At 46.3% G+C, this 26796-nt stretch carries 21 protein-coding genes; 8 read left to right on the plus strand and 13 right to left on the minus strand.

Going from position 1 to position 26796, the window contains the following annotated elements:
• Nucleotides 1-161 precede the first annotated feature (161 nt).
• Complete coding sequence (rimI, locus tag B2P60_RS05165; RefSeq protein ID WP_286739838.1) at nt 162-656, plus strand: ribosomal protein S18-alanine N-acetyltransferase; 495 nt, start codon at nt 162-164, stop codon at nt 654-656.
• Nucleotides 657-676: 20 nt separating this feature from the next.
• Here rimI and B2P60_RS05170 read toward each other — a convergent pair whose 3' ends face one another.
• The 3 genes from B2P60_RS05170 to trxB form a co-directional block, all read right to left on the minus strand.
• A complete protein-coding gene (locus B2P60_RS05170; protein WP_198335227.1) occupies nt 677-1111 on the minus strand; it encodes a MerR family transcriptional regulator in 435 nt (144 codons plus the stop codon).
• Between the two features lie 79 nt (nt 1112-1190).
• On the minus strand, nt 1191-1988 hold the full coding sequence (aat, locus tag B2P60_RS05175) for a leucyl/phenylalanyl-tRNA--protein transferase (RefSeq protein WP_286739839.1): 798 nt from the start codon (nt 1986-1988) through the stop codon (nt 1191-1193).
• A complete protein-coding gene (gene trxB / locus B2P60_RS05180) occupies nt 1989-3011 on the minus strand; it encodes a thioredoxin-disulfide reductase (RefSeq protein ID WP_286739840.1) in 1023 nt (340 codons plus the stop codon).
• Nucleotides 3012-3584: 573 nt separating this feature from the next.
• On the opposite strand from trxB, the gene B2P60_RS05185 reads away from it, so the two are divergent.
• Together B2P60_RS05185 and B2P60_RS05190 are read left to right on the plus strand one after the other, a co-directional pair.
• On the plus strand, nt 3585-6986 hold the full coding sequence (locus tag B2P60_RS05185) for a DNA translocase FtsK (RefSeq protein ID WP_286739841.1): 3402 nt from the start codon (nt 3585-3587) through the stop codon (nt 6984-6986).
• A gap of 163 nt (nt 6987-7149) precedes the next feature.
• Nucleotides 7150-8643: an amidase gene (locus B2P60_RS05190; protein WP_286739843.1), complete on the plus strand. Its 1494-nt coding sequence runs from the start codon at nt 7150-7152 to the stop codon at nt 8641-8643.
• 18 nt (nt 8644-8661) lie between these two features.
• Here B2P60_RS05190 and B2P60_RS05195 read toward each other — a convergent pair whose 3' ends face one another.
• Both B2P60_RS05195 and rlmH read right to left on the minus strand, forming a co-directional pair.
• Complete coding sequence (locus tag B2P60_RS05195; protein ID WP_286739947.1) at nt 8662-9423, minus strand: DODA-type extradiol aromatic ring-opening family dioxygenase; 762 nt, start codon at nt 9421-9423, stop codon at nt 8662-8664.
• 228 nt (nt 9424-9651) lie between these two features.
• Nucleotides 9652-10140, minus strand: coding sequence for a 23S rRNA (pseudouridine(1915)-N(3))-methyltransferase RlmH (rlmH, locus tag B2P60_RS05200; protein ID WP_286739844.1), 489 nt, complete (start codon nt 10138-10140; stop codon nt 9652-9654).
• A gap of 260 nt (nt 10141-10400) precedes the next feature.
• Here rlmH and B2P60_RS05205 point away from each other — a divergent pair, with 260 nt between their 5' ends.
• A complete protein-coding gene (locus B2P60_RS05205) occupies nt 10401-10847 on the plus strand; it encodes a DUF2147 domain-containing protein (protein ID WP_198335233.1) in 447 nt (148 codons plus the stop codon).
• A gap of 188 nt (nt 10848-11035) precedes the next feature.
• Here the strand turns inward: B2P60_RS05205 and B2P60_RS05210 are convergent, their stop codons facing one another.
• The 6 genes from B2P60_RS05210 to dapC all read right to left on the minus strand — a co-directional run bounded on the left by B2P60_RS05210 (nt 11036) and on the right by dapC (nt 18477).
• Nucleotides 11036-11584 (minus strand): DUF421 domain-containing protein, encoded by a 549-nt coding sequence (locus B2P60_RS05210; protein WP_286739845.1) that lies wholly within the window; start codon nt 11582-11584, stop codon nt 11036-11038.
• 135 nt (nt 11585-11719) lie between these two features.
• Nucleotides 11720-12235, minus strand: a complete 516-nt coding sequence (locus tag B2P60_RS05215) for an ABZJ_00895 family protein (protein WP_230709124.1) — start codon at nt 12233-12235, stop codon at nt 11720-11722.
• A 77-nt stretch (nt 12236-12312) separates the two neighbouring features.
• Complete coding sequence (locus B2P60_RS05220; protein WP_286739849.1) at nt 12313-14394, minus strand: D-alanyl-D-alanine carboxypeptidase/D-alanyl-D-alanine-endopeptidase; 2082 nt, start codon at nt 14392-14394, stop codon at nt 12313-12315.
• A gap of 98 nt (nt 14395-14492) precedes the next feature.
• A complete protein-coding gene (locus B2P60_RS05225; protein WP_286739851.1) occupies nt 14493-15107 on the minus strand; it encodes a 3'-5' exonuclease in 615 nt (204 codons plus the stop codon).
• Nucleotides 15108-15141: 34 nt separating this feature from the next.
• On the minus strand, nt 15142-17103 hold the full coding sequence (locus B2P60_RS05230; RefSeq protein WP_286739853.1) for a DUF294 nucleotidyltransferase-like domain-containing protein: 1962 nt from the start codon (nt 17101-17103) through the stop codon (nt 15142-15144).
• A 141-nt stretch (nt 17104-17244) separates the two neighbouring features.
• Nucleotides 17245-18477, minus strand: coding sequence for a succinyldiaminopimelate transaminase (gene dapC, locus B2P60_RS05235; protein WP_286739854.1), 1233 nt, complete (start codon nt 18475-18477; stop codon nt 17245-17247).
• A 266-nt stretch (nt 18478-18743) separates the two neighbouring features.
• On the opposite strand from dapC, the gene B2P60_RS05240 reads away from it, so the two are divergent.
• Nucleotides 18744-19445 carry a hypothetical protein gene (locus tag B2P60_RS05240; protein WP_286739856.1) on the plus strand — a complete coding sequence of 234 codons (702 nt, stop codon included), beginning with the start codon at nt 18744-18746 and terminating at the stop codon, nt 19443-19445.
• 252 nt (nt 19446-19697) lie between these two features.
• Here B2P60_RS05240 and glnD read toward each other — a convergent pair whose 3' ends face one another.
• Nucleotides 19698-22445: a [protein-PII] uridylyltransferase gene (glnD, locus tag B2P60_RS05245; protein WP_286739858.1), complete on the minus strand. Its 2748-nt coding sequence runs from the start codon at nt 22443-22445 to the stop codon at nt 19698-19700.
• A gap of 262 nt (nt 22446-22707) precedes the next feature.
• A complete protein-coding gene (gene map, locus B2P60_RS05250) occupies nt 22708-23499 on the minus strand; it encodes a type I methionyl aminopeptidase (protein WP_404672265.1) in 792 nt (263 codons plus the stop codon).
• Between the two features lie 328 nt (nt 23500-23827).
• On the opposite strand from map, the gene B2P60_RS05255 reads away from it, so the two are divergent.
• The 3 genes from B2P60_RS05255 (at nt 23828) to B2P60_RS05265 (ending at nt 26445) form a co-directional block, all read left to right on the plus strand.
• Nucleotides 23828-24916: a lipase family alpha/beta hydrolase gene (locus B2P60_RS05255; protein WP_286739861.1), complete on the plus strand. Its 1089-nt coding sequence runs from the start codon at nt 23828-23830 to the stop codon at nt 24914-24916.
• A gap of 120 nt (nt 24917-25036) precedes the next feature.
• On the plus strand, nt 25037-26140 hold the full coding sequence (locus tag B2P60_RS05260; protein WP_286739863.1) for a lipase secretion chaperone: 1104 nt from the start codon (nt 25037-25039) through the stop codon (nt 26138-26140).
• A gap of 173 nt (nt 26141-26313) precedes the next feature.
• On the plus strand, nt 26314-26445 hold the full coding sequence (locus tag B2P60_RS05265) for a hypothetical protein (protein WP_286739864.1): 132 nt from the start codon (nt 26314-26316) through the stop codon (nt 26443-26445).
• Nucleotides 26446-26796 lie beyond the last annotated feature (351 nt).

The following is a 26796-nucleotide window of genomic DNA, read 5'->3' on the forward strand; positions in this document are numbered from 1 at the left end:
TTTTGAGTTAGTCATAAAAAAGCCATTCTCTTAGAGGATGGCTTTTTTTGTGGGTGGGTGGAAGTGGTATTATTAATAATAAAGTGAAGTCTCAATAAGATTCTTTGGCAAAATTTGCCTGAGCTAAGAGCCATTAAGCGATAAATATAAGAGGAAGCGCCGTGTTTGCTATAGAAGATTTACCCATTAATGCAGCAGAGCGTCAGCACGTAATACAAGCGGTGGCGGATATTGAAGCTGTGGTACAGCCACAAGATGCGTGGTCTTATCAGACATTGCTCCAACTCCTTGAACAAGATAGTATCTACATACTAATTGTCTATGGGCAAGAGCAGCCTGCTTCTGCGAACGGAAATAAGGTGGTTGGCTACTGTTTATATCAAGTGGTTTTTGAGCAAGCAGAAATTCTACGTATTGGGACGCAGCCTGCTTATCAACGCCAAGGTATTGCCTCGCAACTTTTTGCTAAATTAAACACAGAGTTAAAGACCGGTCAGGTAGAGAGTCTGTTGTTAGAAGTGCGTGCAGATAATGCCCCTGCCATTGCTTTATATGAACAGCAGGGGTTTTTGGTGATTCATCAGCGTAAAGGCTATTATCAAGGGTTGGGCCAGCCTGCTGTTGACGCGTTGATTATGCAGCGTGTTTATCGTTAAGTGGTTCAAGACGCCTTTTGTCACTGTGAGGGTGCTTTCTTTTTGCATACTTCGATATCCAGCTGATAGTCACTGTCTGCTTTCATGCGCTCCAGCACCTCGATACGTTCGCTTAGCAACTCTACCATAATGTTGATATTGGCTTGTTGGTTTTGAACCTGTGCTAACTTTTGCTGAGTCAGTGTCAACTGCAAATCAATATCGAGTTGACCGTCGTAATAATCATTAAGATTTTCTCTGATTTCTATAAGCGTAAAGCCGATGGCTTGGGCGCTTTTGATCAGCTCGATACGTTCAATACACTGGGGGTGAAACTCCGTATATAGACGAGAACCTGCCTGCCGTTTACGGGACTTTAGCAAACCCAATTGGTCATAATGACGAACGGTATCTTTGGTTGTATTGGCTTTTTTTGCTAGGGCGCCAATTAATAAGAATGAGGTATCAGGTGCCATAATGATCTCGACCGTAGGTAAATATTTATAGAATATTATAAATAACAAAATGGAGTGTGATAGGTAGTAGCAGTCGCGCTTAACGTTGTTTGAGCTGCCAAGGCTCTACGGTATCAAGTAGCGACACTGCTAACGGTTTGTGAGAGTCGCTTTGCCATTTTACTGAGCGACCACTCAGTAGGGTACCCAGTTGATTGAGAAAATCCACTCGCGGTAAGGTGATGGCGCCTAAGCTCATAAGATGGTCATTTGGAAGCTGACAGTCAACGAGCCCTACATGGCTTTGTTCGCACAAACGCATCAATCCCCAAAACGCCAGTTTAGAGGCGTTAGAGGCGCGGTGAAACATGGATTCGCCAAAATACACGTTGCCTATTTTTAATCCATAAAGCCCGCCGATCAGCTGTCCTTTATCATCCCAAACCTCGATACTGTGGGCAAAGCCTTGAGAATGCAGCTCAGTGTACGCTGCAATCATCTCTTCATGAATCCATGTATGTTCGCCCTCAGGTAGTCCGTCGCTACGGGGTAAACTACAAGCATGGATCACCTCAGCAAAAGCGTGGTTTAGGGTCAGCTGCCACCGTGCGCGACTGGCTTGCTTACGCAGAGACTTACTCGGCTGATAGTCACTTGGCACCATCACACATCTTGGTTCAGGACACCACCAAGCGATAGGCTCATCTTCATTAAACCAAGGAAACAGCCCCTGCGCATAAGCAGAAATCAGGGTGTCGGGCGCTAAGTCCCCACCCATAGCGACGATACCAAGCCCCTCAGGATCGATAGACGTAGGATCAGGAAAGTCATAACGCCCAAGACTCTTTAGAGCCTCAGGTGTGATGGGATGATCATTATACTGTGATAAGTTAGCCATTTAGTCTTCTTGATCAGCAGTCAACGTTGACGCATACGTGTGATCAGACGCATTGGCTTCCCCAATGGCGTCCAAATATTTCTCTGCATCAAGCGCTGCCATACAGCCAGTACCAGCAGAAGTAATGGCCTGACGATACACATGATCTGCGACGTCACCGGCTGCAAATACCCCTGCCATACTGGTTTGGGTGGCATTACCATTTAAGCCGCTGTTGACGATAAGGTAGCCATCTTTCATATCGAGCTGATCTTTGAACAAATCAGTATTGGGCTTATGACCGATGGCAACAAACATGCCCATCGCTTCTAGTGTTTTGGTGCTACCATCTAGCGTAGACTCGATGACCACGCCATTAACGCCCATGTCATCGCCGACCACTTCTTTTACTTGATGGTTCCATTCGATTTTGACATTACCATTTTTGGCTTTTTCAAATAACTTGTCCTGTAGGATTTTTTCAGAACGCAAGCTGTCACGGCGATGGACTAGTGTGACCTCAGAAGCAATGTTAGAGAGGTACAACGCTTCTTCGACGGCGGTATTACCACCACCAATGACGGCCACTTTTTGGTCTTTATAAAAGAAACCATCACAAGTGGCACAAGCTGATACGCCCAAACCTTTAAATTTGGTTTCAGATTCTAGTCCCAAATATTGAGCAGATGCCCCTGTTGAGATAATCAAGGCATCACAAGTGTAGTCGCCATTGTTACCTGATAGCTGAAAAGGACGCTCATTCAAATTCACGTCATTGATATGATCATAGACCAATTCAGTACCGAAGCGTTCGGCGTGGGCTTTCATACGCTCCATTAAAGCAGGTCCCGTTAAATCATGAGCGTCGCCTGGCCAGTTATCGACTTCGGTGGTGGTCGTTAATTGTCCACCCACTTCCATACCTGTGATCATGACAGGCTTGAGATTGGCACGTGCCGCATAGACGGCAGCGGAGTAACCGGCTGGGCCTGATCCTAAAATAATAAGCTTTTCGTGACGTGGAGCTGTAGTGGCAGATACCATGAGTTGTTCCTTGCTAAAAATAAGAATGAAAAATGTGAGTTATTAGTAGAATAAAAAGATACTCTTCAAAAGTTGTGACGAATATGGTTTTTCTAATTGCTGTGTGATAATAACATAAGGGCATACGGCAAAAAGTGCAAGTTTGCTAAAACAAACACAGGTATCATTAGAATTAAAGCATGTGGGTCTTGAAAGAGGATTTTGAAACATGGCTAAAAAGATAGTGGGTATTTTATAGGGTTTACGAAATAGGGTTTACGAAAAATTGTTAGAAGTATCCTGTCAGCGGTTTTGACGAGTAGCTCGTGTTTTGTGTCTAAATCGTATATTGGCTTACTTTCTTGCATGCTTTCTTTAGAAGACTGTCGCCACTGTACCTATGTATTTGTTATTATAAGAAGTTATGCCAAGTGTGGTCGTACCTAAAAAATGACGGTTATCTATCGTTGTTAGGAGGGATAATGGCCTTTAAACACTTAGCCAGGTATATTTATGTCAGCACTTTATGTCAGCATGATTAGGCTTAGTCATGCATGGGCGACCATTTAGTATTAATAACAAGGCAGATCTTACGTGATATCAGCACCGCTTATTGAGTATTTAAAAAAGGGAATATTTACCCTCCTTGGGTTGATACTGGCCGTTTACCTGTTTGTCATTTTGATGACGTACACAGGCAATGATCCTAGCTGGTCGCACATCAGTAGTGATATGACGACGATTAATAATATGGGCGGTGAAACTGGGGCGTGGTTGTCTGATTTGCTCTATAGCTTCTTTGGTTTTGGCGCATGGTGGATTCTGGCGTTTGTGGTTTATGAGTCTATCCTTATTTGGTGGGACAATAAGCCAACGTTTTGGCTCATGCGCTTGGTTGCTTATGTGTTTTTATTATTAAGTGCCAGTGCTTTATTTGCTCAGTTTGTGTCTTTGATCCAGCAGATTACCAATCCCGCATCGACTGAGCTTGAAGGTGTGGCGGGTGGTATTATCGGCCTTGAATTACAAGTGCGTTTGGCGCAGCTGTTATCACAGTGGGGGAGTGCGCTTTTCTTGGCAGTATTTGTCATTATTACCGCCACCTTTGCCTTTAACATTCATTGGCTGACGATCTATCGCAAGGTTACGGCGCTATCATGGCTCGGTGCTGGTGTAAAAAATAAAGACAGGGACAATACCTTAGCCACGCCAGAAAATAACGCTTCCGAGAACGATGATGAAAGTACAGTAAAAGATCATACAAAAAAAGAGGCGTCAGAGTACGAACAATTACCACTTGAGCTACAGACAGTGGATCATGCTAAAACAGTAGATAACAGCGGTCGGTTCAGCAATGCGTTGTCAGATTTTTTAGTAAACTCTGGGCTTGCTGATAGTGTGAAGGCGTCCATGGCGACAGCAACACAAGCTACTACCTCTGATCAAACCGCTGTATCTAGTAATGGAAAAAGCGATTATTTAAACACAGTAGCCGTGACCCCTAGTGGCACTATGGCTCGTGATACGATGGCCAGCGGTACTACGGACAGTACTACCGCCCCCATGAATACCTCGACGTCATCGAGTCCTACTATGATGCCTGTGCGTAAAGTGGAACCAAGCTTTGCGTGGAATGATGCCAGTACCGTCGATGATTTGTTAGCAAGTGAGCAAACGAGTTATAGCGCTCATGGTGTGAATCGCGCCGATGCTGATACTTTAGTTTCTAATGATACCGACCTTGAATCACCAAATGAAGCTGCCCCAGTGTCCACACTCACCCCAGAGGCAGAGCTGGCATCGGCTCAATCAGCTGTGAATTCACAGACAAACACTATTCAGCCATCAGTTGATGACTCGTCATACAGTGACAGTCGTCGCCAAGTTACGACCGAGTCTAGCTCTGCTGAATTAGAGAGCACAACGGCAGCCGTTGATACGTTGGCAGAGGCTTGGTTAGCAGAGCATGCTGACGTCTTGGAACCTACGACTCCTGAGTCTCATGACCCCGTTCAGTCAGACAATATCGCTGAGCCGCTAGTATCAAAAAAAGTAACGTCTGCGCCAGATGTTACTCCTGATGACTCAAACACACCCTCGCAACAGAGGACTAACGAACCAGCTGAGCTGTCACATAATGTTGAAGAGCCGAGCGTGACTGAAAACCCAGCTGCTCTAGCATCGACAGAAGCTACTTCGCCCGCACCAGAGGATACTGCCTCGGTCTCAGAAGTGGCTGACATGACGCCAACCAACACGCCGCCTACCAATCCAAAAGCCGCCCCAACGGTAGAGGCAACGAGCACTAAGACAAGTACCCCATCGGCTAATGCGGTTAAACCTTTGATGAGCTTTGCCGTGCCAGAGGGTGATAGCAGCAACCGTATCACCGACATGATGCCAGATGATGACACGAGTACTGATGACGATGCCCCAGTCATGCCAGATATCAGTGATGATGCGGCCTTTAGTCAAAAATCACGCTCGATGCAAACGGCCGCCTATCGCAGCAGCTTAACCCCTATTCCAGAAGTGTCTATACTCGATAAGCCTGATCCTGACCGTAAGCCTAGCTACACCGTGGCTGAACTTGAGCAACTTTCTGAATTGTTAGAGATTAAACTGCAAGAGTTCAACGTCAAGGCAACCGTCGTTAATGCAATCCCAGGACCTGTGGTCACTCGCTTTGAAGTGGAGCTTGCCGCAGGGGTAAAAGCCAGTAAGGTCACAGGCATTTCACGCGATTTGGCGCGCTCATTATCGATGGCTTCTTTGCGGGTGGTCGAAGTCATCCCAGGCAAGCCTTACATCGGTATTGAAGTGCCCAATAAAAAACGCGAAATGGTACGCTTGATTGAGCTGCTCAGTACCGAAACCTTCAAAGACCCTAAAGCACAAATCAGCATGGCCATGGGTAAAGATATTGGTGGTAACCCAATCATCACGGATCTTGCCCGCGCGCCGCACATGTTGGTCGCTGGTACCACAGGCTCTGGTAAGTCTGTACTGGTCAACTCCATGTTGCTCTCGATGCTACTCAAATACACGCCAAATGAGCTGCGCCTTATTCTGATTGATCCAAAGCAGCTAGAGCTTGCCAACTACAATGACATTCCGCATCTGCTGACGCCAGTCGTCACGGATATGACCGAAGCTGCTAGTAGCTTGTCATGGTGTGTGGCAGAGATGGAACGCCGCTATCAGTTGATGAGCTTGCTTAAGGTTCGTAAGCTGAACGAGTTTAATAAAAAAGTCGTTGCGGCAGAAAAAGCAGGCAAGCCGATGCTGGATCCTTTGTGGCGACCGAACGACAGTGTCAGTATCAGTCAAGCGCCCAAGCTAAAAACCTTACCAATGATTGTTATTGTTGCAGATGAGTTTGCCGATATGATCATGCAGGTCGGTAAGCAAGCAGAAGAGCTGATCACACGCTTGGCACAGAAATCGCGCGCCGCTGGTATTCACTTGATGCTCGCCACCCAGCGCCCATCCGTAGATGTCATCACAGGTTTGATCAAAGCCAATATTCCAGTACGCGCGGCTTTGCGAGTCAACTCAAAGGTCGATTCACGGACGATCTTGGATAGTGGCGGGGCTGAAGACATGTTGGGTAATGGTGATATGCTGTTTTTGGGGCCGGGTCAAATCGAACCCGATCGGGTACATGGCGCATACGTCAGTGATGAAGAGGTCAACCGTGTCTGTGACGCTTGGCGTGAGCGCGGTGCACCTGACTATATCGATAATATGGCAGGTAACTTTGAGTTGTCTAGCCCGGGTGGGGGCGGTAGTACGGCTAACGCTTCTGGTGAAGACGACGACCTTTATAACGATGCGGTCGCCTTTATTATGGAAACCCGTAAAGTCTCTGCTTCTAGCATCCAGCGTAAATTCAGTATCGGCTACAACCGTGCGGCGCGCATTGTAGACTCTATGGAAGAGGCAGGATTGGTCAGCTCGATGGGCAAAAGTGGTAAGCGTGAGCTACTGATGTAAAGGTTGGTCAGTTGGACTAAATGATTCAAAAGCGAGCTGCACAAGTAGCTCGCTTTTTTAATGCCGTTTTTAAGGATTGTTAAACAAATATTGGTAGGAAGTCTGTCCGACTATGCGCTAACCCGATATACTAAGTAAAATCATTTACCATGGAAGGTTAATTATGTTTAAAGAATATACTCAGTATGATGCCATAGGGTTGGGCGCACTCGTCAACTCGGGTGAGGTGAGTGCGAAGGAGCTGCTGGACGCAGCTGTTTATCAAGCGAACAAGATGAACCCAAAGTTAAACGCCATTATTCACCGTTTTGATGAGCGCGCCTATCATACTGCGCGCGCAGGATTGCCGACAGGCGTTTTCAATGGCGTGCCTTATTTGCTAAAAGACTTGTCTTTTAGTTTCGCTGGTGAACCGATTACCATGGGCAGTCGTAGCGTCAATGTCATCTCAGAAAACGACAGCGAAATCGTTAAGCGTATGAAAGCTACCGGCGTGAATACCTTCGGTAAGACCAATACCCCTGAGTTTGGTTTGATTATCACCACTGAGCCAAAAGCCCACGGTGCCACTCATAATCCCTTTAAAAAAGGCTATAGCTCGGGCGGATCTTCAGGCGGTAGCGCGGCGGCAGTGGCTAGTGGTATGGTACCCATGGCAGGCGCGGGTGATGGTGGTGGATCGATACGTTTCCCTGCCGCTTGGTGCGGGGCATTTGGATTAAAGCCGAGCCGTGGCCGCAATCCAATGGGTCCTAGATTTGGTGAAGGCTGGGAAGGGGCAGTCGCTGATCATGTGATTACGCGCTCAGTACGTGATAGTGCTGCGATGCTCGATGCCACAAGCGGTGCAGAGGTTGGTGCGCCATTTGTGATTGGCGCACCTGACGGCACATTTTTGCAAGCTGCCATGCGTGCACCGCGGCAGTTGACCATCGCCTTACATCAGCAGCCATTGATCGCCAATACCACCGTAGATAAAGAAGTGCTTGCCGTCCTTGAGCAAACCGCAAAGCAATTAGAATCTATGGGTCACCGCGTAGTACCAGCTGAGCCGAATATCAATATCGAGCAGTTTTGGCACGACTTTATCGTCGTGGTTTGCGCACACACTGCCTTTACGATAGATAATATCGCGCGTGACTTTGGCGCTGCCCACATCAAAAATTTAGAACCGCAAACCTATAACATGGCGCTGCTAGGTCGCTCGCTATCAGCGGTTGATTTGGCGCACGCCAAACACGGTTGGCACAACAGTCAGTATCAAACGGGTTTATTACTCGAAACCTACGATATGATTTTGTGCCCGACTGTACCGACCACTGCTGTGAAGCACGGCGTGCTACCGCCAAGTCGTGTGGATGAGATGCTGATGCGTAGCGCTGAAGTGCTCAATAAAGGCATAGACATGGGTAAGTACGCCTTTAACTCAGGCATGATTGAAAAGCTGAGTCAGCCTGTGCTTGGTAAAATGGCCTTTACATTATTGGGTAATGTCACAGGATTGCCCGCGATGTCAGTACCGGTCGGCATGAGTAAAAAAGGCTTGCCCATCGGCATGCAGTTGATCGGGCGCATGAACGATGAGGCGACCTTGCTTAGTGTGGCAGGCGAGATGGATCGGGCGGGGTTATTTACCAAACCTGCTTTTGAAAAGTAGTTTTATGTTCTATGCCTTCTAATCAAAGCGATAGATATCCATACCCAAACTATGATGCGCCATGCTTTGATGAACGACAGAGACGCGCTGACCTGCCCCTAAGGCAAAAAATAGTGGGAGCAGATGCTCGTCACTTGGATGAATATCTTGATAATTAGGATATTGCTGCCAGTCGAGAGCGCTGGGTATGTCTATTTTAAGCTGCTGTAGCAACCATAACTTAAACGCTTTTGCTGTCTGATCGATGCTGTCCGCTTGCCAGCGCAGTGCTTGTAAATTGTGCGTGATGTTACCTGAGCCAATAAGCAAGATCTGCTCATCACGCAGGCGAGCAAGCTGTGCGCCCAACTGATAGCAAGCGACACTGTCATAGTGCTGCGGTAACGATACCTGCACGATAGGCACATCTGCCTGTGGGTATAGGTGTTTGAGCGGCGCCCAAACCCCATGGTCACACGCTCGCACCGGATTGACGCTACAAGTAATACCGCGTGCGGTGAGTTGATGCGCGAGGGATTCAGCAAGGGCTGGCTGACCTGCCGCAGGATACTGGATTTCGTACAACTCAGGAGCAAACCCGGAAAAGTCATGCCACGTTTTTGGCTGTGGATTACTGCTGATTTCAAGCTTTGCCGACTGCCAATGGGCTGACATAATAACGATGGCACGGGGCTTGGGTAAGTTTTGCCCAATACGTGCCAGCGCGCTGGTGGTGGCAGACTGCTCAAGCGCCAACGTGGGTGCGCCATGTGAGATAAATAAGGCTGGTAGCTTTGCCATGTTACCAGTACTGGTTATGACAGCAGATGTGTCCGCCCAAGCTGTTGCTGCCGTGATGGGCGGCAGCGTACTATCGTGATGATCGTCACATGGAGGGAGAGTCTGAGAGGTGTTAGGTGTCGCGCGTTTTGGATATTTCATGGTCTCTGTATTAGGGCGCGCGCCCTTTTTTCAATCTGTTTTGCCGGTGATATTTTTAGATTAAAAAACAGTGGGTATGTATTTTATTCAATTACCACGATGATAAGGGTGGTTGTTATTGATACTCATCGCTCGATATAACTGCTCCATTAACACCACACGAACTAACGGGTGCGGCAGTGTCAGCGCTGACAATGACCACTTTACATCGGCTTTTGCTAACACTTCTGGCGACACCCCATCTGCACCGCCAATGACTAAGGCAATGTCATCGCCTTGCTGCATGCTGTCTGCCAGTTTGCCCGCCAGCCCTTCTGTTGAAATCATCTTACCTTTGACGTCCAGTACCCATAGCTGTTCGCGCCCTGTTGCGTTATGAGCGGCCAAAATTGCTTGACCTTCTTGCTCACGGTACTGTGCTAAATTGGCATCTGAAGGGTTTTTTGCCCGTTTTGCGGCGGCAATTTCAACGATCTCTGTGCTCAGCATGGGTTGGATACGCTTAAAATACTCATCAAAACCCGTCTGTACCCAGTTTGGCATTTTATTGCCCACACTCAAAATTCTTACTTTCATAGGAAATACCATTTTAATAGTTGAAAAAAACGTAATAGCAAAACGCTACGCTTAAATTACTGTAACAAACCTGACTTTTACAACGCTTTTTTTTATGCTTTACTAATATTTGATAAACACTTGTTCTTTATATAGTCGTCTCTTAGCGCTGTTTGGTAGAGGGACGAGCAAGTACCCCATGTTGTTGTCGTGCTCCTAGCCAGCATTTTGGTCTTAGGAGTAAAAGGGATATTAACGTTTTTAAACGAAAGGAGTCGTTCATGAACCGTAGTATATCAAGTTTTCTCACGCTTACCGCAGGTGCCCTGCTATCTACCTCTGTTTTTGCCGCCTCTTTGGACGGCACGCAATGGCAAACCATTGATGATAAAACAGGAGAAAAAAAGGCCATCATTCAGTTGTACGAAAACAATGGTAGAGTGTCCGGAAAAATCATTAAGGTGCTTGACAGAGAAAAGGCCAAAGCAGTCTGTACTAAGTGTCCGGGTAGCCTAAAGAACCAACCTATCGAAGGCTTGCGAATTTTAACAGGTCTAAAGGCCGATGGTAATAACAGATGGCGTGATGGTAAGTTGGTCGATCCTGAATCAGGTAAAGTCTATTCGGGTAAGTTGACGTTAAGTGATAATGGTCAAAGTCTCGACTTACGTGGCTATGTCGGCACACCACTATTTGGTCGCTCACAAACTTGGCAACGCATCAAATAACCGTTTGACGCTAGGTAGACTGTTTATTAACAGTCACTGTTATTTGAAACCAACCATTTGAAACCAGCCATTTAAAATAAACCATTTAAAGCAAAAGGGTAGCCCATAACCATGAGCTACCCTTTTTGATTGGCCAAATATGATCGAGCCAAATCGATACTGCGTAGTTATTGAGCGTGACTTGCAGCCTACATTAAAGGCGCAATGGTTTGTGAGACGGTGCTTTCTGTCTCTTGGCTGTTGGCGCTAGCCTCAGTCGGGGTTGGCTTTGGAATAACGGTGAGCTTTGCGTCAGACTCAAAGACAATGGCTTCAACATCATCGAAGTTGTTTATCCCTTCAGAACGCATCGCACATTCGATCTCTTGCCCAGTCAACCGTTCAGCGCGCATCGCGTCGGGCAAAAACTGCCCTTGATAAAAGACAATACGTGGCTCAGATAAAATAAAACTGCTAAATTGCGGTGAGATAGAGGCGTATTTGGTGACCAAGAACTGCAATAGGTACAGCACCAAGATAGAAGCCACTCCTTCGATAAAAGGCACTTCTTTAAGAAGAATGGTACTGGCACCCAAGGAGCCAATCATCACCGTGACAACCCAATCAAAGTTGTTGAGCTGTGAAGTGGAGCGCTTTCCTGAGGCTTTAGTGACCAGCACGATCAACACATAAACCATGGTTGCCGTCAGCACAATACGCCCAAGTTTGTCTACACTGTCAAAAAAAAGCATATCCATGAAGATCACTCCTGTTATCAAAGTAAAACTGCTTTTTATTAGTAAGGTATCTACTAAACTTAGCCTAACGGATTTTGCGCGTCTATAGGAAGAAATTTGTAGTCACTTGTAGAGGCCTTAGATATCTTGTTAGTCTCAAATCATCTTGCGTTTGGGATCAAGCAAGCGATTGAACGCCCAAATACTGATTCGAGCGCTGACTAAGGTCAGTACCAGTATCATGATCAACGATGAGAGCAGGGGTAACGGGCGTTGTTTGGCCATCTCAAACAACACTTCGCGATTTACCGCATCAAATAACCAAAACCATATGCCTAAGAAATAAACGACCGTGAGTAACCACACGGCTGCGACTCCGCCAAACATCAAACGATTGATCTCTTCACTATCTAGTGCGCGCTGCTGATGTTTGACAAATTTGTGTACCGCGATGTAGGCGCCGACAATGACGGAGAGTACGGTGATGAGCTGGGAGTTTAGGGCGATTTGGGTTTGGATCATCATGAATATCACACTGGCAAGCGTATAACCAATCGCGAAAAACCCAACATATTGGGCCAGTTTAGGCTGAGCAAGTTCATGGTGTTGTGCTGCCCTGTTATGGCCTAAGTGTGGGTTGGATTTATTGAGTTTAGTTGTCTTACGTGACATAAGCTGACCTTTATAAAGGGGAAAAACAGAAGGTTCAAATTAACATTATGGTGCGATAAAAGTAAGATAAAAGGGGCTTAGTGCTGCGCTGTCCAGTCTAGCATGGCATCTAACACGGGTCTCGCGGTATAAGTGTTTAACGCCTGCTCACTATTGATGAGCCCAACCACGACATAGTCCTGTTCTGATACTCCTTTGACATACCCTGCCATCGAAGTGACGTTGTTTAAGGTGCCCGTTTTTATCCACGCGCGGCCAATGGCGGCTGACTCAGGTAAACGGTCACTATGCGCCGTAATGGTGCCGCTGACACCAGCCACGCCCAAGGAGTTGACGTAAGCGTCGAAGCTTGGACGGTTATAAGCGTACGTTAATAACTCGCTTAAGTTAGCGGCAGTGATCGTACAGTCGCGGCACAGTCCTGAGCCATTGGTCAGATGCGGTGGCGGCGTGTCTAAATGGTGCTGCCACCACTGATTGATGGTCTGTAGTGTCTGCGGATAGTCCGTCGCAGCCGCGTTGCTAACCTGATACAAGCTGCTGGTTTTCTGGAGACTATTTTGATTACCAACTATTTGCTCACGAGCCTTTTCACTGGATATACTTTTATCGGTATTGGTTTTAAGTAAAGTCTCGTGATGATAAGCGCCTATCGATAGCGCCACTTGCTCGGCCATGACATTGTTTGAGAAGTGATTGATGTCATGGACCTGCTGCCTTAAATTTAGTGAGGGGTAGCTGACAATGGGTAGTGGTGACATAGGCAGGGCGGCCAGACCTTGTGCTGGCTTAACCCTTTTGGCCGCATCGTATGGGGTTTCTTGGGTAATGACGGTGCCACTTAAGGTATTGCCCAACTCTTGCCACTTAGCGGCGATGACCCGTGCCGCAAACGCTTTGGCATCAGGGTAGGCGACATAAAAAACATGCTCTTGGCAGCGGTTTGGCAGATCGGTATTTAGTACTAACTGTTTGGCTTGCCACTTTGGGGCGAGACTATAGCGTGCTTGACCGCAGGCCGCTGCACGCACATTTATCACGCTTGGCATGTGATAATTCGCTAATTGCGGCGTGTACGTGAGGCGAGCTTGACCGTTGTCCATCGGATAGCTTTTGATACCAACGGTGCTAAAATTGACCAAAAATCCATCAGGACTGGCGTTATAAGGACGTAGTGGCGCATTATCAAAGGCGGCAGGGTCTTTAGTAACGTTGTGAAAAATAGAACTATCGACAATCATGTCCCCATTGATATGACGAATCCCTGAGGTTTGTACTTGATACAGCAGTTGTTTTAAACGCTCATGGGTCATTTTTGGATCGCCGCTTCCTTGGATAATCAAGTCGCCATACAGCCGATCTCCTATCACTAAGCCTGTGTGATAAACACGCGTATGCCAGACAAAGTCGGCACCTAGTGTGTCTAAAGCGATAAAACTGGGCACCAGTTTCATGGTGCTGGCGGGGGTGCGCGGAGTATCAGGCTGGTGACTCAGTAATGGGGAAAATGAGATTTTGATAGCAGATGCCGCTGTGTTGGTATGATTGTCTGCTGCGCCCATGCTGCCATTATCAAGGACTGCTTGGTTACCAACTGACTGAGAAGCGGAATGATGACTATCGGGGATCAGCGTTGGAATACTCTCCAAGCTTTGATAGGTATAAGGGTCGTCAGTATAAGCGTGTATTTTTTGCTCGTGTTTTTTAATCGTTCGCTTCTCGATAGTGGTTAGGGTAACCTGCGGACTTGAGTTGTTTTTACCATCGTGCTTAGCATTTTGAGTACTGTTTTGTTTGACGCTTTTAGAGTCAAAAGCTGCCTCAGTCTCTGCCGAGTCACTGCTATCGATAACTTGAATGGGAGAAGGCAGGTGGCTGGCGTTTTTATCACCGACTGGCGTGATGACCATACTAATATCAGAAGCTGATAACTCTGCACGTGATAAAGCGGCTTGTATGGCCGCTGGCAATGCTGCTTGTGCATAGAGTGGGGTTGCTAAAACTGTCACTGCAATGAATATGCTAAGTAACGATAAGCGTTTACTGGCTTGAGATGTCACACGAAAATAGCCAACAGAAGGTTTTGCTTTGGCGTCATTTTTGGTGTCAATAAGAGCGTTATTATTGAGGGTGTGGCAGCGTTTAGAGGTGGGTTGCATAAGCATCTATCGTCAGCTAAAAAAACAGCCTATGGTAACATGAGTTGCTGTTTTCGCGTAGATGCCAGGCGTTGTTTGATAGTCGCCGAAGCTTCTTATCACGAGCGCGCACGGAGATGCAAAAACGCCATTGCGGTCATAATCGCGTCATTATAAGCATCATGAGCACCCAGCTCAGGAATGTCGTAGTGCGCTAAAATGTTGCTCAAATGCTGCGATTGATTGGGAATACCTTGAGTACGATCACCCATACGCTGACTGTATAACTGACGGACATCAATGATCTTATTTGGTAGGGCCGTGCCCATGTAACGTTTGACCAAGGGGTTTAAAAACCCAGTGTCTAGCTGTGTACAAAAGCCAACGATCGGTCGATTGCCTATAAATGGCAGCAAGTACGCCAGCATCTCCTCATAGCTCATGCCATGCTCAACATCAGCGGTACGCAAACCATGAATAACAATGGTATCGCGGTCTGGCATCACAGGTGGTTTGCATATCAGATGCATACCGTTGCCTGTGTCGATCGTATTGTCATTGATATGAATCGCTGCGATAGACAACAAATGGTGTTTTCTTGGGTTCAGCCCCGTCATTTCACAATCAATCGCCACCCACTGCTTGGCTAAGGGTTTGCTAAACATAAACGCCAGCTCTGGGCGCTGTAGTTGCGTCTTTTGCCAAGCGTAAGACAACTGTTTTAGCCAACTCATATTCGTTACCCATCCATCTACGTTAGTGTTAGCCTTATGATATTTCTAATTGATAGTGCTGACGGAGCTGTGTCTTAAAGCTTTTGACCACTGCCAAGCACTCTTTTAACAAGTCACGCTCAAGCGCAGTTAAGGTCATGGGGTCGACTTGCCGTGCGTGTTTGTCATCGGTCGAGAGTGCCACTGATAAACGCTGCGCCATAAAAAATTCCAACGCTTCCAATAAGGTGTCGGCGCGCTCTTGGTTGATGACATGAGCTTGCACCAACGCCTTGAGACGGTCTTTTGTGCTCGGCACGGCTAAGATGTCATATTCTAATGCCAAGGTGCGAATTCCATGTACCAGAGGGAAGATACCGGCTTTTTTTAGGTCAATGTCTTGTGAGCTGGACTTGCCACCGAGCAAGGGCATGAACTTTTGCCACCACTGATTGACATCACCAAACTGTAGTGCTGCGCGGGCGAATTGACGAACGAACATTGGATCTGATTGCCGATGGGCGACCTTGAGGTGTTGACGTACTTGGGTCAGGAGCGACTCATCACCGCAGACGTATTCACCATCGAGTATGGCGGACAAATAAATACCATGCATCGGATCGGTGTTTTTAAACCATACGCCAATCTGGGCGTTAAACTGTTTTAGCGGCTGCCGCCACATGGGATTGGTCATCATGATATTGCCGTCACATAGGGGGTAGCCTAGGTCTGCTAAATGGTGATTAAAAGTGTCAGCAAACTGGGCCAAATCAGGATGCGTGTAGCCATCGCGTATGATGAGCGCGTTATCTTGGTCAGTACGCATGATTTGTTCGCCGCGACCTTCAGAGCCCATCACGATGAGGCAAGTGTTCTTCATGACGGCCTCAGGCACGATCAGCTGCCACAGCTTGGTAAATACCTGTGCGTTTAGTGTCTGTACCATGCGGCTAACGTTGCCGATTTTTACGCCATTTTGATGCTGAGCACGAATATAGCGACCGATAAGCTCGACTGCGGTATCTAGGCTCATTAAGTCTTTTGCTTGTTCGATTTGCATACTAATAAGCTGTGAATGGTGACTAATGTGAGCGAGCAGGTCGCTTTGTCCCAGCACGCCTGCCACGTTACCGTCACGGTTAATGACTGGCAATCGATGGATGCGATAGCGGGTCATGGTCAGTAGGGCATCACCAATCTCATCATTCGCTCTGATCGTCCGTAAATTAAAGTTGGCGTAACGCTGACAAGGTGTCGTGGCGGGGTCTTGCTGGTCACTCACAGCGCGGCAAATGTCCGTGTCGGTTAATATGCCTAATAGATGGCCGGTTCGCTGGGGCAACGCGACATCATTTTCTACAGAATGGGGCTGTATCAGTACGTGTTTTAGTCCGGCCTTTGTCATGATACCAGCGGCTTCATAGAGACTAGCGTTGGCATCGACAATATGTACTGGCAATAACTTAACCTCAATCACGGGTTGCAGCATGATTTGCTGTACTTCTTGTTGGTTATTATAATGAGAGGGGTCGATGACTTTGCCACTGCGCCGTTGTCGTAAGGCTTTTAAGCGTTCCGGCAGCTTGTCTGATAACAGCTGGCGCACCAGATGATTCTGAGCGCTGATTTTATCGACTGTGCTGCCAGCTACTTGCAGCAGCAAGGTGTCTTCAGTCGCTCGAAACTGATAGGTCTGTATAGCTTTAGGGTTGGTGCTATTTTCATCCCCTTGTTGTAAGCTGTTTTTGGGTGATGCTTCAGGCAGGCGTCGACTATCGAACCAGTCGTTGTTATTGAGATCGTCAGAGTGGTTGCTACCCAAATAAGACGCGACAAAGTCACCATCGAGTGACTGTTCAATCTGTCCTTTGATGACCACATAAAGGTACTGTAACTCTGCCACAGGTAGGCTTTCATCTTTGGCAAGGAAGCGGATTTGGGTGTTTTTTCTGATGCTTTGACGCTCAGCCAAGCTTAATACATCAAAGGGGGGCTGGGTAAAATCAAGATGGGGCATGGCATCGTCCTTGATGGCACATTTAAAAAAGACTCTTTACTATAGCACTATTAAGGCAAAAAACCTTTAATAACCACAGTTATATTGTGGCTATTAAAGGCTGAGGTCTTGCTGACCGCTTAATCTTTAGGCAGCTACCGTTTATGTGCCCAGCAGTTGACGAATGCGACTGATCGCTTCACGGCTTTCCTCGACGCTAGCGACAAGAGCAATACGCACATAACCTTGCCCAGGATTGTGACCATTTACCTCACGGGACAAATAGCGCCCTGCTAGCGCGTGAATATTGGCCTGCTCATAGAGTGCTTTGACAAATACCTCGTCATCACCGTCGAACTGATCAGGGACCTTTATCCAAAAGTAAAACCCAGCGTCAGGCATACGTAATTCTAGTAACTCGCCAAGCTCTGACATCCAGAGTGCAAACTTTTCTTGATAAAGCTGACGATTGTGTGCCACGTGTTTTTCATCTTGCCAAGCTGCAATAGAAGCAAGCTGATGCGGTATCGGCATCGCACAGCCTTGATAGGTGCGATACTGCAGGTAAGCCTGCAAAATCTTGGCATCTCCTGCCACAAACCCTGAGCGTAAACCGGGTAAGTTTGAGCGCTTGGACAACGAGTGAAAGACCAGGCAGTTGTGAAAATCGTTCCGGCCCAGAGCGGCGCAGGCTTGTAATAGACCGATTGGCGCTTTATCAAAATACAGCTCGCTATAACACTCGTCGCTTGCGATGATAAAACCGTATTGATCTGACAGACGAATGAGGTGCTCCCAGTCATCCATCGTCATGACCGAGCCTGTTGGATTATTTGGGCTACAAACAAACAACAGCTGCGTGCGCATCCAAACGTCCTTTGGCACGGCGCGATAGTTACCTTTAAAGTCATCATCGGATGTACAGGGCACAAAGTAGGGTGCGGCTTGGGCGAGTAGTGCCGCGCCCTCGTATATTTGATAAAACGGATTGGGCATGACAACCGTCGGCGGTTGATCAGACCCAGACAGCGAATGGCTCTCTATATCGATTTTTTTATGATTAATGACCGCTTGTACCACGCTAAAAATGGCTTCGCGTGTCCCCATGGCCGGCAATACCTGCGTATTGGCATCGACATGATGCAAAAAAAACCGCTTCTCTAGCCAGTGCGCGATGGTTTGCCGCAGCTCAAACAAGCCATTGGTGGTGGGATAATGGCTTATTTTGTCCAAATTTTCGTGTAGGACGTCCAGAACAAATGCGGGCGGCTCATGTTTTGGTTCGCCAATACCCAGCTTGATTTCACTGTAGCTATGGGCTGGCGTGCTATTGGCAAGCAAGGTTACCATCTTGGCAAAGGGGTAAGGGTGTAGGTGGGTCAAGTTGTGATTCATAAGTAGGGTAACTATAATGGACAATTAATAATAAAGTTATAAAGAAAAGTTACATTTAAGCAGTGTAGCATTTCTTTTGTTTTTTTTCCTTGGCTTCTTATATTAATACTCTGTGTCTTGTAAAAGACAAATAACTGTAATAAATTGAGAAGGCAGGGTTTAAAGAGGCTAAATAGCGTTAAGTAAAGCTTATCAGCTGATAACTTATAACAACGAAAAAAACCGCTATCAGACCTAACGATAGACTATTGTGAGGATAGTTTGATATGCCTAGTGCTTCGAATATTGAAGATATCAATACTAAAGAGAGCAGTGCTGAAGAGAGTATTGCCCAAGATATCAGTAATGAAAACGATGAGAGTAGCCAACAACGCACTAAATTGTATGAGCTATTAAAACAGCGGGAACAGTGCTGGTGGCAAGCGCGTCAGCAACTGATTAATCGTAAAGAACGAAAAGTGGTTTGGTACGGCGAAAACAGCTTAATGATGTGGTTGCTGTGGCAGCTGGTCAGTTATGTGGTCGTGGCGATGGTGCTGATGTTTCTCAGCAGCTTGTTGAATATACTGCTAACTTTATGGCAGTACGTTGCCTTATTTATCTTACAAACCGTGGTTTTTATCGCTATGCTGGCAGCCAAAGGGCGTACAGCAAAAACCCTGCAACGCAAAATTGATAAAGATGAGATAGTACGCGAAGAGGCGTTTAATGAGATGATTATTTTGGCAGAGGACAGTCTGTATCCAGACGTACACGCCAAATCGCCTATCTCTTTGAGGCAGTTGTATGAGTGCTTTGATGGAAGTTTCCATCTGGCAACCTTACATGGTCTACTACAAAAAGAAGTCGACGCTGGACGCCTTATATTAGGGCAACAGCAGATGGATGCCAAAATTTTACCGCCAGATCTTGCCGACGATGAGCTTGATGAGCATGCCAGCGAGATGGTGTATAAAAGCACGTTATAAGCACTGACTGACGCTAAATGCTAGAAGGATGCCTATGACTACGTACTAAATGATCACTAAGGGTAGCCATTTTCTCGCGAGCGGTCATACCTTTACAGTGCTTGAACATGTTTCTCAGCCTCCCAGTCCCACACGCCACCAGTAGTAAATAGCTTCTTTACGCTGTATCAACAGTACGATGTTTAATGACGTTTTTATTCAGTGTACTCTCTGCTAATCAACAAAATGATTAGCAGAGAGTACATTGCCATCTTAAATCACTTGGGTGTCTTTTTGGACGCTCAGACTCAGGATTAGTGCTGATTTTAAGGCCTCTAATCGATCAGCTGACAATGGCTCATCATTTTGATCACTGATATAAAACATATCCTCTGCACGCTCACCTAACGTGGTAATACGAGCAGCGTGTACCTCAATTCTCTCTTGCAAAAAGACTTGTCCCACTCGTGCCAATAACCCCGGCTGATCAAGTGTCTCCAAGCTCATGATATGTTGATCTGATGCTTCATTAAACTCAAAGTTAATAACCGTCGTTACTTCAAAATGCCTAAGTTGGCGCGGGATACGTTTATTCGTCAGCTTTAGCACGGTTGGGTCTTTAAAAGCGTTGATTAACCGCTGCTTAAGCTCTTGCTGGCTGTCTTCATCGACCAAGAGTGTCCCACTAGGATCGAGCAATACATAAGAATCCAACGCAAAATCGCGGGTGGCAGTAATGATGCGGGCGTCTAAAACGTCTAGATTCATCTGATCAAACACCGCCATGGTAACCGCAAAAAGATTTGTCTGATCTTGGGTATAAACAAAAACCTGTACCGCATCAAGAGCCAGCTCACGATGCTCTCGCAACACGATCAATGGTGGACTGTCCGCATTGGAGGCAAGACCAATCGGGGGGTGGTTCAAGATAGCTTCGGTATGCCATAAGATGTCTTCAGCAATCTCTCGCAGAAAGTACTCATCACCCAAATCATCCCATAGCCGCAAGACTTCATCGCGATTCATGTGCTGATTATTAACATTGTCTAGCATCGTGAGCGCTTGCCTACGTGTGGCACTGATCATGTCTTGGCGGTTGGTGGGCGCATCAATGTCAGCGCGCAAAATGCGCCGCGTTTGCGAGTATAACTGCTTCATCAAGGTGGCTCGCCAACTGTTCCACAACTGTGGGTTAGTGGCATTCATGTCTGCGACGGTGAGCACATAGAGATGATTGAGGTGGGTCACATTACCCACTAGGTTGGCAAAAACGGTGACGACTTCTGGATCTGAGATGTCTTTTTTCTGGGCGGTCATTGACATCAATAAATGATAGCGGGTCAGCCAGCCGACTAGATTTGCATCCGCTAAACTCATGCCATGAGCCAAGCAAAAATCAATCGATTCTGTTTGCCCAAGCTCACTATGATTGCCACCGCGGCCTTTAGCAATATCATGAAACATGGCTGCGAGCACTAAGATCTCTTTGCGCTCGATACGTTGAAAAATAGAGCTGACCAATGGAAAGTCTTCATAAAAACGTGGATCAGTGAAACGGTGCAAAATCCGAATCAAAAACAACGTATGAGCATCCACCGTGTAACGATGAAACAAGTCATACTGCATCAGACCAGTGACTTGCGCAAAAGCGGGAATATAGCTGCCCAAAACGCCACAGCGATTCATGGTACGGAGGCGATGAAAAAGATAGTTTTGTTCTTTTAAGTTGGCTAAAAAAAGCGCTTGGTGAGTGGGGTTGTCGCGATAAACCTGATCGATACCGCGTGCTGCGATTTTTAATGCCCGCAGGGTATGCGTACGGACGTTTTTGATACCGTATTGACCCATCAATAAAAACATCTCTAAAATGGCGTCAGGATGCTGGGCAAATACTCGATGATGCGCCATGGCGATTTGTTCACCCACTTGATTAAAGTGTGCGTTGATTGGCTGCTTTTTTGGGCGCTCATCATCTGGCAGTTGCGGCTCTATGATCGTCTCGTAGTAATGATTGGTCAACATCTCAGACAGCGTCGATATCTGCATAGCACAGCGATAGTAATCCCGCATAAAGCGTTCCACCGCCGCATTAGGCTGATCGTCCGGCTGCGTCTCATAGCCCATAAGCTGGGCAATCTCACGCTGATAGTCAAACAGTAGCTTGTTTTCATTACGGCCAGTCAGCACATGCAAATAATGACGTATTTGCCATAAGTAGCCTTCTGCAAAGCTGAGCTCATCAAATTCCTTTTCGGTCAAAAAGTTTTGCTGGACTAAGTCATACAGCTTGCCGACTCGAAAATAACGTTTGGTCACCCAGCCGATGATGTGAATATCGCGTAAGCCTCCAGGGGCCGTTTTGATATTTGGCTCAAGATTGTACTCTGTGGCGTTGTGCTGTAGATAGCGCGCTTTGGCTTCTGCAATTTTTGCGTCAAAAAAGGCACGGGGCGTCCACTGCTTATTGACAATCTGAATAGGCACATCTTGCAGAGCCTCATTACCAATCAGCAGCCGAGCTTCGAGCTGTGCACTAGCAATGGTATGATCAAGCGCCGCTTCTAGAGCGTCACTAACGCTACGCACAGAAAGGGCAGGCTCTAGGCCTATGTCCCAGAGTAGCGCGACCAAGCGGTCAATTTTTCCACTCGTATTTGTGTCAACTTCTTCAGGGGAGAGCAGTAAAATATCGACATCTGAATAAAGCGACAGCTCACCGCGACCATACCCACCAGTTGCAAACAATGCCAAATCGGTCTGATCCAATTCAAACCACTTGAACAACGCTATCAGTAGGCTGTCAATCGCACAGGCCCGCGCTGCCACTAATTGACGAATATTGACGCCGCGTTCTAAAGAGCGGCTAATATCCTCATTGATTTGAGCCAACCAATCAGGAATGCCAAGCAACGATTTTTCTGTTGCAGCGTTGTCTGGCAGCAGTGAGGCATTTGTCGCTATATCACTTGATAGTAAAGGCAGAGGCGTGAGATCAAGAGTCGCGACATCGCAATTAAACATGAGTGTTATCCAATTAAGAATTTAAAAATCAATCGTTAGAGCTAACAGTGGACTAAAAAAAGGCTGTAAAAATTAAGATATCGCTACGTGAAGGTACTGCTATATGGTCATTAGAATGTAACTGTATTTAATGAGCAGTATTTGATGAGCAGTATAAAGGGACATCATCGCTAAACAGTCACTAGACAATCACCACGCATAGTACGCAATATGCCTGAATTTTAGTCCAAAAAAAAGACCGCCTAGGCGATCTTTTGTAGTACTACTGGGTCAAAAAGCTTAAATCTTCTTCAGGGCGAGTGGTAAACACTTCACAGCCATTATCGGTCACGACCATTGTGTGCTCCCACTGAGCAGACAGCTTACGGTCTTTGGTAATCGCCGTCCATTCATCAGGCAAAATCTTAGTCTGCCACGTGCCTTGGTTGATCATCGGCTCGATGGTAAAGGTCATGCCTGTTTTTAGCTCAAAGCCAGTGCCTTTTTTGCCATAGTGCATGACTTGCGGTTCATGGTGAAACTCATTACTAATACCATGACCACAGAACTCGCGCACGATACTAAAACGCTCAGGTTCCACCACTTCTTGAATAGCAGCACCGATATCACCTAAGCGAGCGCCATTTTTGACGACACTCATACCTGCATATAGCGCGTCTTGTGCCACTTTGCAGATACGCTGCGCCATAATTGAGCCGTTACCCACGATCCACATTTTTGAGGTATCGCCGTAATAGCCGTCTTTAATCACCGTGACATCGATGTTGATGATATCACCATCTTTTAGCAGTTTGTTTTCGGTTGGAATGCCATGACAGACGACATGGTTTACCGAGGTGCAAATAGACTTTGGAAAGCCATTATAATTGAGCGGCGCAGGAATCGCCTGTTGCACATTAACGATATAGTCGTGAGCGATTTGGTTCAACGCCTCGGTACTGATACCGACTCGAACGTGCTCATCGAGCATAACAAGGACATCGCTGGCAAGTTTACCGGCCACACGCATTTTTTCTATGGCGTCGGCGGACTGGATAAGGGATTTTTTAGTCATCATGATCTTACTTATAGTTATGGAATTAATGTCTTGCATTATAGCATAAATGCAGCTGCTGCTGTTTTGTGAGACTGGCGTACAGAGCGTCAGTTGAGCTGACCGCTGACCTAAGAGGTTATAAGTTTATACATTCAAAGAAATGACTATATGGTCATAAATAAATTGCCTATCGTTAATAAAATAATTGAATGTTGCAAAATATAGACGTATTGTAAATTTAGTTGCTAAAAGGATTAGCCATTGTTTTGAGAGTGTTTGTATTGCCGGTAATACAAACGCTCATGCATGAGAACGACAAAACGCTAACGATAACAAGGACGTTATTATGATGCTCAAAGCTTACTTTTCGACGGCGTTTACGCCTGCTCTGTTTTTACCTTCCCTTGGTGCCATTGGTATTGGTGTGGTCATGATGGCAGTGCAAACCACCTCTGCCCAAGCCGCTGGCCAGTACTATAATTGTGCCAATCCTACGGGATGCAAGCTGGTCAGTAACCAGTATTGGACGTCAAGTCATACAGCTACCCAGTATCCCATTGTCATGGCTCATGGTCTTGGTGGCTTTACTAAGGCATTTGGGTTGGTGGATTATTTTCATGGTATCCCTGAGACCTTAATGAGTGGAGGAAGTCAGGTATATACGACCAAAACCTCATCGGTTCACAACAGTGAGTTTCGCGGTGAGCAGCTGCTGCAACAAGTTAAAACCATCAGTGCCATCTCAGGCAGCCCCAAAGTCAATTTACTCGGTCATAGTCAAGGCGGTATTGATATTCGTTATGTCGCTGCTGTAGAACCGAAATACGTGGCGTCAGTAACGGCTATCGCAAGCCCAGAGCAAGGCTCAAAGATGGGCGACTGGGTAATCAAACAAGTCGTCGAAGGGAGTGCAAAGGATGGCTATGATGAAGGCGAGTTTAATGTTGGCTCACAGATAGCCATTGGGTTTTTTAAGTTTGTGGGTGGCTTTATGGACGTCAGCGCGGGTATTGGTTTTAAAGAGATACAAGAGCAAGACGGTTGGAACGCGGTCCTTGCCTTATCGACTGACTATGCCACTCAGTTTAATGCCAAGTTTCCAGCGGCGATGCCAACCACCTATTGTGGTCAGCCTGCTAACACGGAAGTTAACGGCATAAAGTACTACTCATTCAGTGGTATTGGTCAGATCACCAATGGCCTTGACCCTAGTGACTATATGCTGGCCTTAACAGGCACCACCTTTGATAACGATCCAAACGATGGTTTGGTATCTGCCTGCTCAAGTCGACTTGGGTATGTCATTCGTGATGACTATCGAATGAATCATTTGGATTCAGCCAATCAAGTATTGGGCTTGACTGCATGGGGGCAGCCAGACCCAAAAACTTTATATCGTGGTCACGTTAACCGTTTGAAAAGGGCCAATTTATAAAGCTCATTGATAAAGCTGGCATGAGCAACCATCGGTGACCTTGAGATTACCAAGCTTATGTATAACCAGTTGATACATAAGCTTGGTCAAAAAACTGATTTATTAAAAAGGTGTTTTACTATGAGACGCAATCGCCGCCGACCTTTTTTATCTGTGTTTATTATCACTGTCATACTAGCGATAACAGTGGCGATTATTCTGTGGTTTAAGCCTAATAATAAAAAAAGCACGATGTTTCCTCACCTGCCTTTCACAACGATAGGTGAGAATGACCTAAGCAGCTCGATAGATATGACCATGTTTAGTCATAAAGTGCGCAGCGCAGCCACTCAAAATAATACCTCGTTTACCACAGGGCTAGAAAATTTACCGCGCTCTTTACAAGGTACGGAGGTGGACGGCGAAATCATTATTAATGAAAACAAGCAACTGATCGTTACTGAAGGTTTACGGCGTTTGTTTGATTATTTTTTGTCAGCGCTGGGTGAGGAGGATGACGCTGTGATCTATGCCCGTGTGGAGCATTATATTCGCAATCACACGCCTGAACCTGCGGCCAGTCAAGCAATTGCTATATTTGATCGCTACGTTGCTTATCTTAAGGCAATCCCTGAAATAGAAAACCGTTACGGCAATTTGCAATTACAAGCCACAAAAAGTGGCGAGCTGGATCTAAATGTCGTGGCACAGCAAAAGCAAGATATGGCCAAGCTACGCCAGCAGTATTTTGCCAAAGACACCATCAAAGCGTTCTTTGGCGCAGATGATGCCTATGATGATTATAGTATCGAGATGATTGGCATTAACCAAAACAAACAGCTGTCTGCTGCTCAAAAAGAAGCGGCAAAGCAGGATTATATTAGCCGTATGCCAGATAATGCCACCAAAGCCCATATTGAGCAGCAAACCAATCTGAATGAGCTAATGAGTCGTACCGCACAAATGAAAGCAAAAGGGGCCACGGCTGAGGAGCTGTACAATATGCGCCGTGAGCTGGTAGGAGCGCCTGCCGCTCAAAGGCTTGCGCAAGTAGACCAAGAAGACGCCAATTTTGACCAGCGCTTCACTCAGTATGAAACACAAAAACAACGCTTATTAAGCCAAAATCCGGACCAAGCTCAAGCACAAGTTCAGATAAATCAGCTTGAGCAGCAATTGTTTGATGAGACTGAGCGCCAACGTTTGGCAGGGTATACCGCTCTGCAAGAAACAAAGACGCAATAAGAACATTTGAGTAACATTAAATAATTTACAGTGATGTAAGAGATAGGTAAGCTAAAAATGTGAATAAGTTATGGTTACTGGTAGAAGTACGATCCAATATCTGTAGCTTTATTACAATGACATGCATACTTCCATTGAACCAAAGAACTATTAAAAACATTCTAGGAGCTAAGATGAAAAATATAACCAAAGCATTGATGACAGGTATGGTCGTGGTAACGGTATTGGTCGGTTGCCAATCTTTATCAAGCATGACGGCACCCGCCACTAACGAGCCAGAAATTACGGGTACTGACGTTATCTAAGATTGTCGCTGACACGTTTATTGATAGCGAAACGCTTTGTCTAAAGAAGCGATAAGTACAATCAGCAATAACGCATACGACTTTATTGAAGCAACAATATACAAAAACACCTCGCTATTGAGCGGGGTGTTTTGCGCAGTAACGCTTGTTTTAGAGGTGTTAGGAGAAAAACTAGAAAAGGGTTAGCAGCTAATGCGTCGCCTAGCAAGACGTGTTAGCAAAACAACCATAGAGTGGAACAAATAGGTGGGAATCTTACACCTAACCTATCAAGACAGGTAAGTATCAGATGTGCATAATAGCGACATTGTTTAGGTACATGAATAAAACCATAAATGAATCATAATAAAA

This window comes from Psychrobacter sp. UBA3068 (genome assembly GCF_002366815.1).
In the GTDB taxonomy this organism is placed as follows: domain Bacteria; phylum Pseudomonadota; class Gammaproteobacteria; order Pseudomonadales; family Moraxellaceae; genus Psychrobacter; species Psychrobacter namhaensis.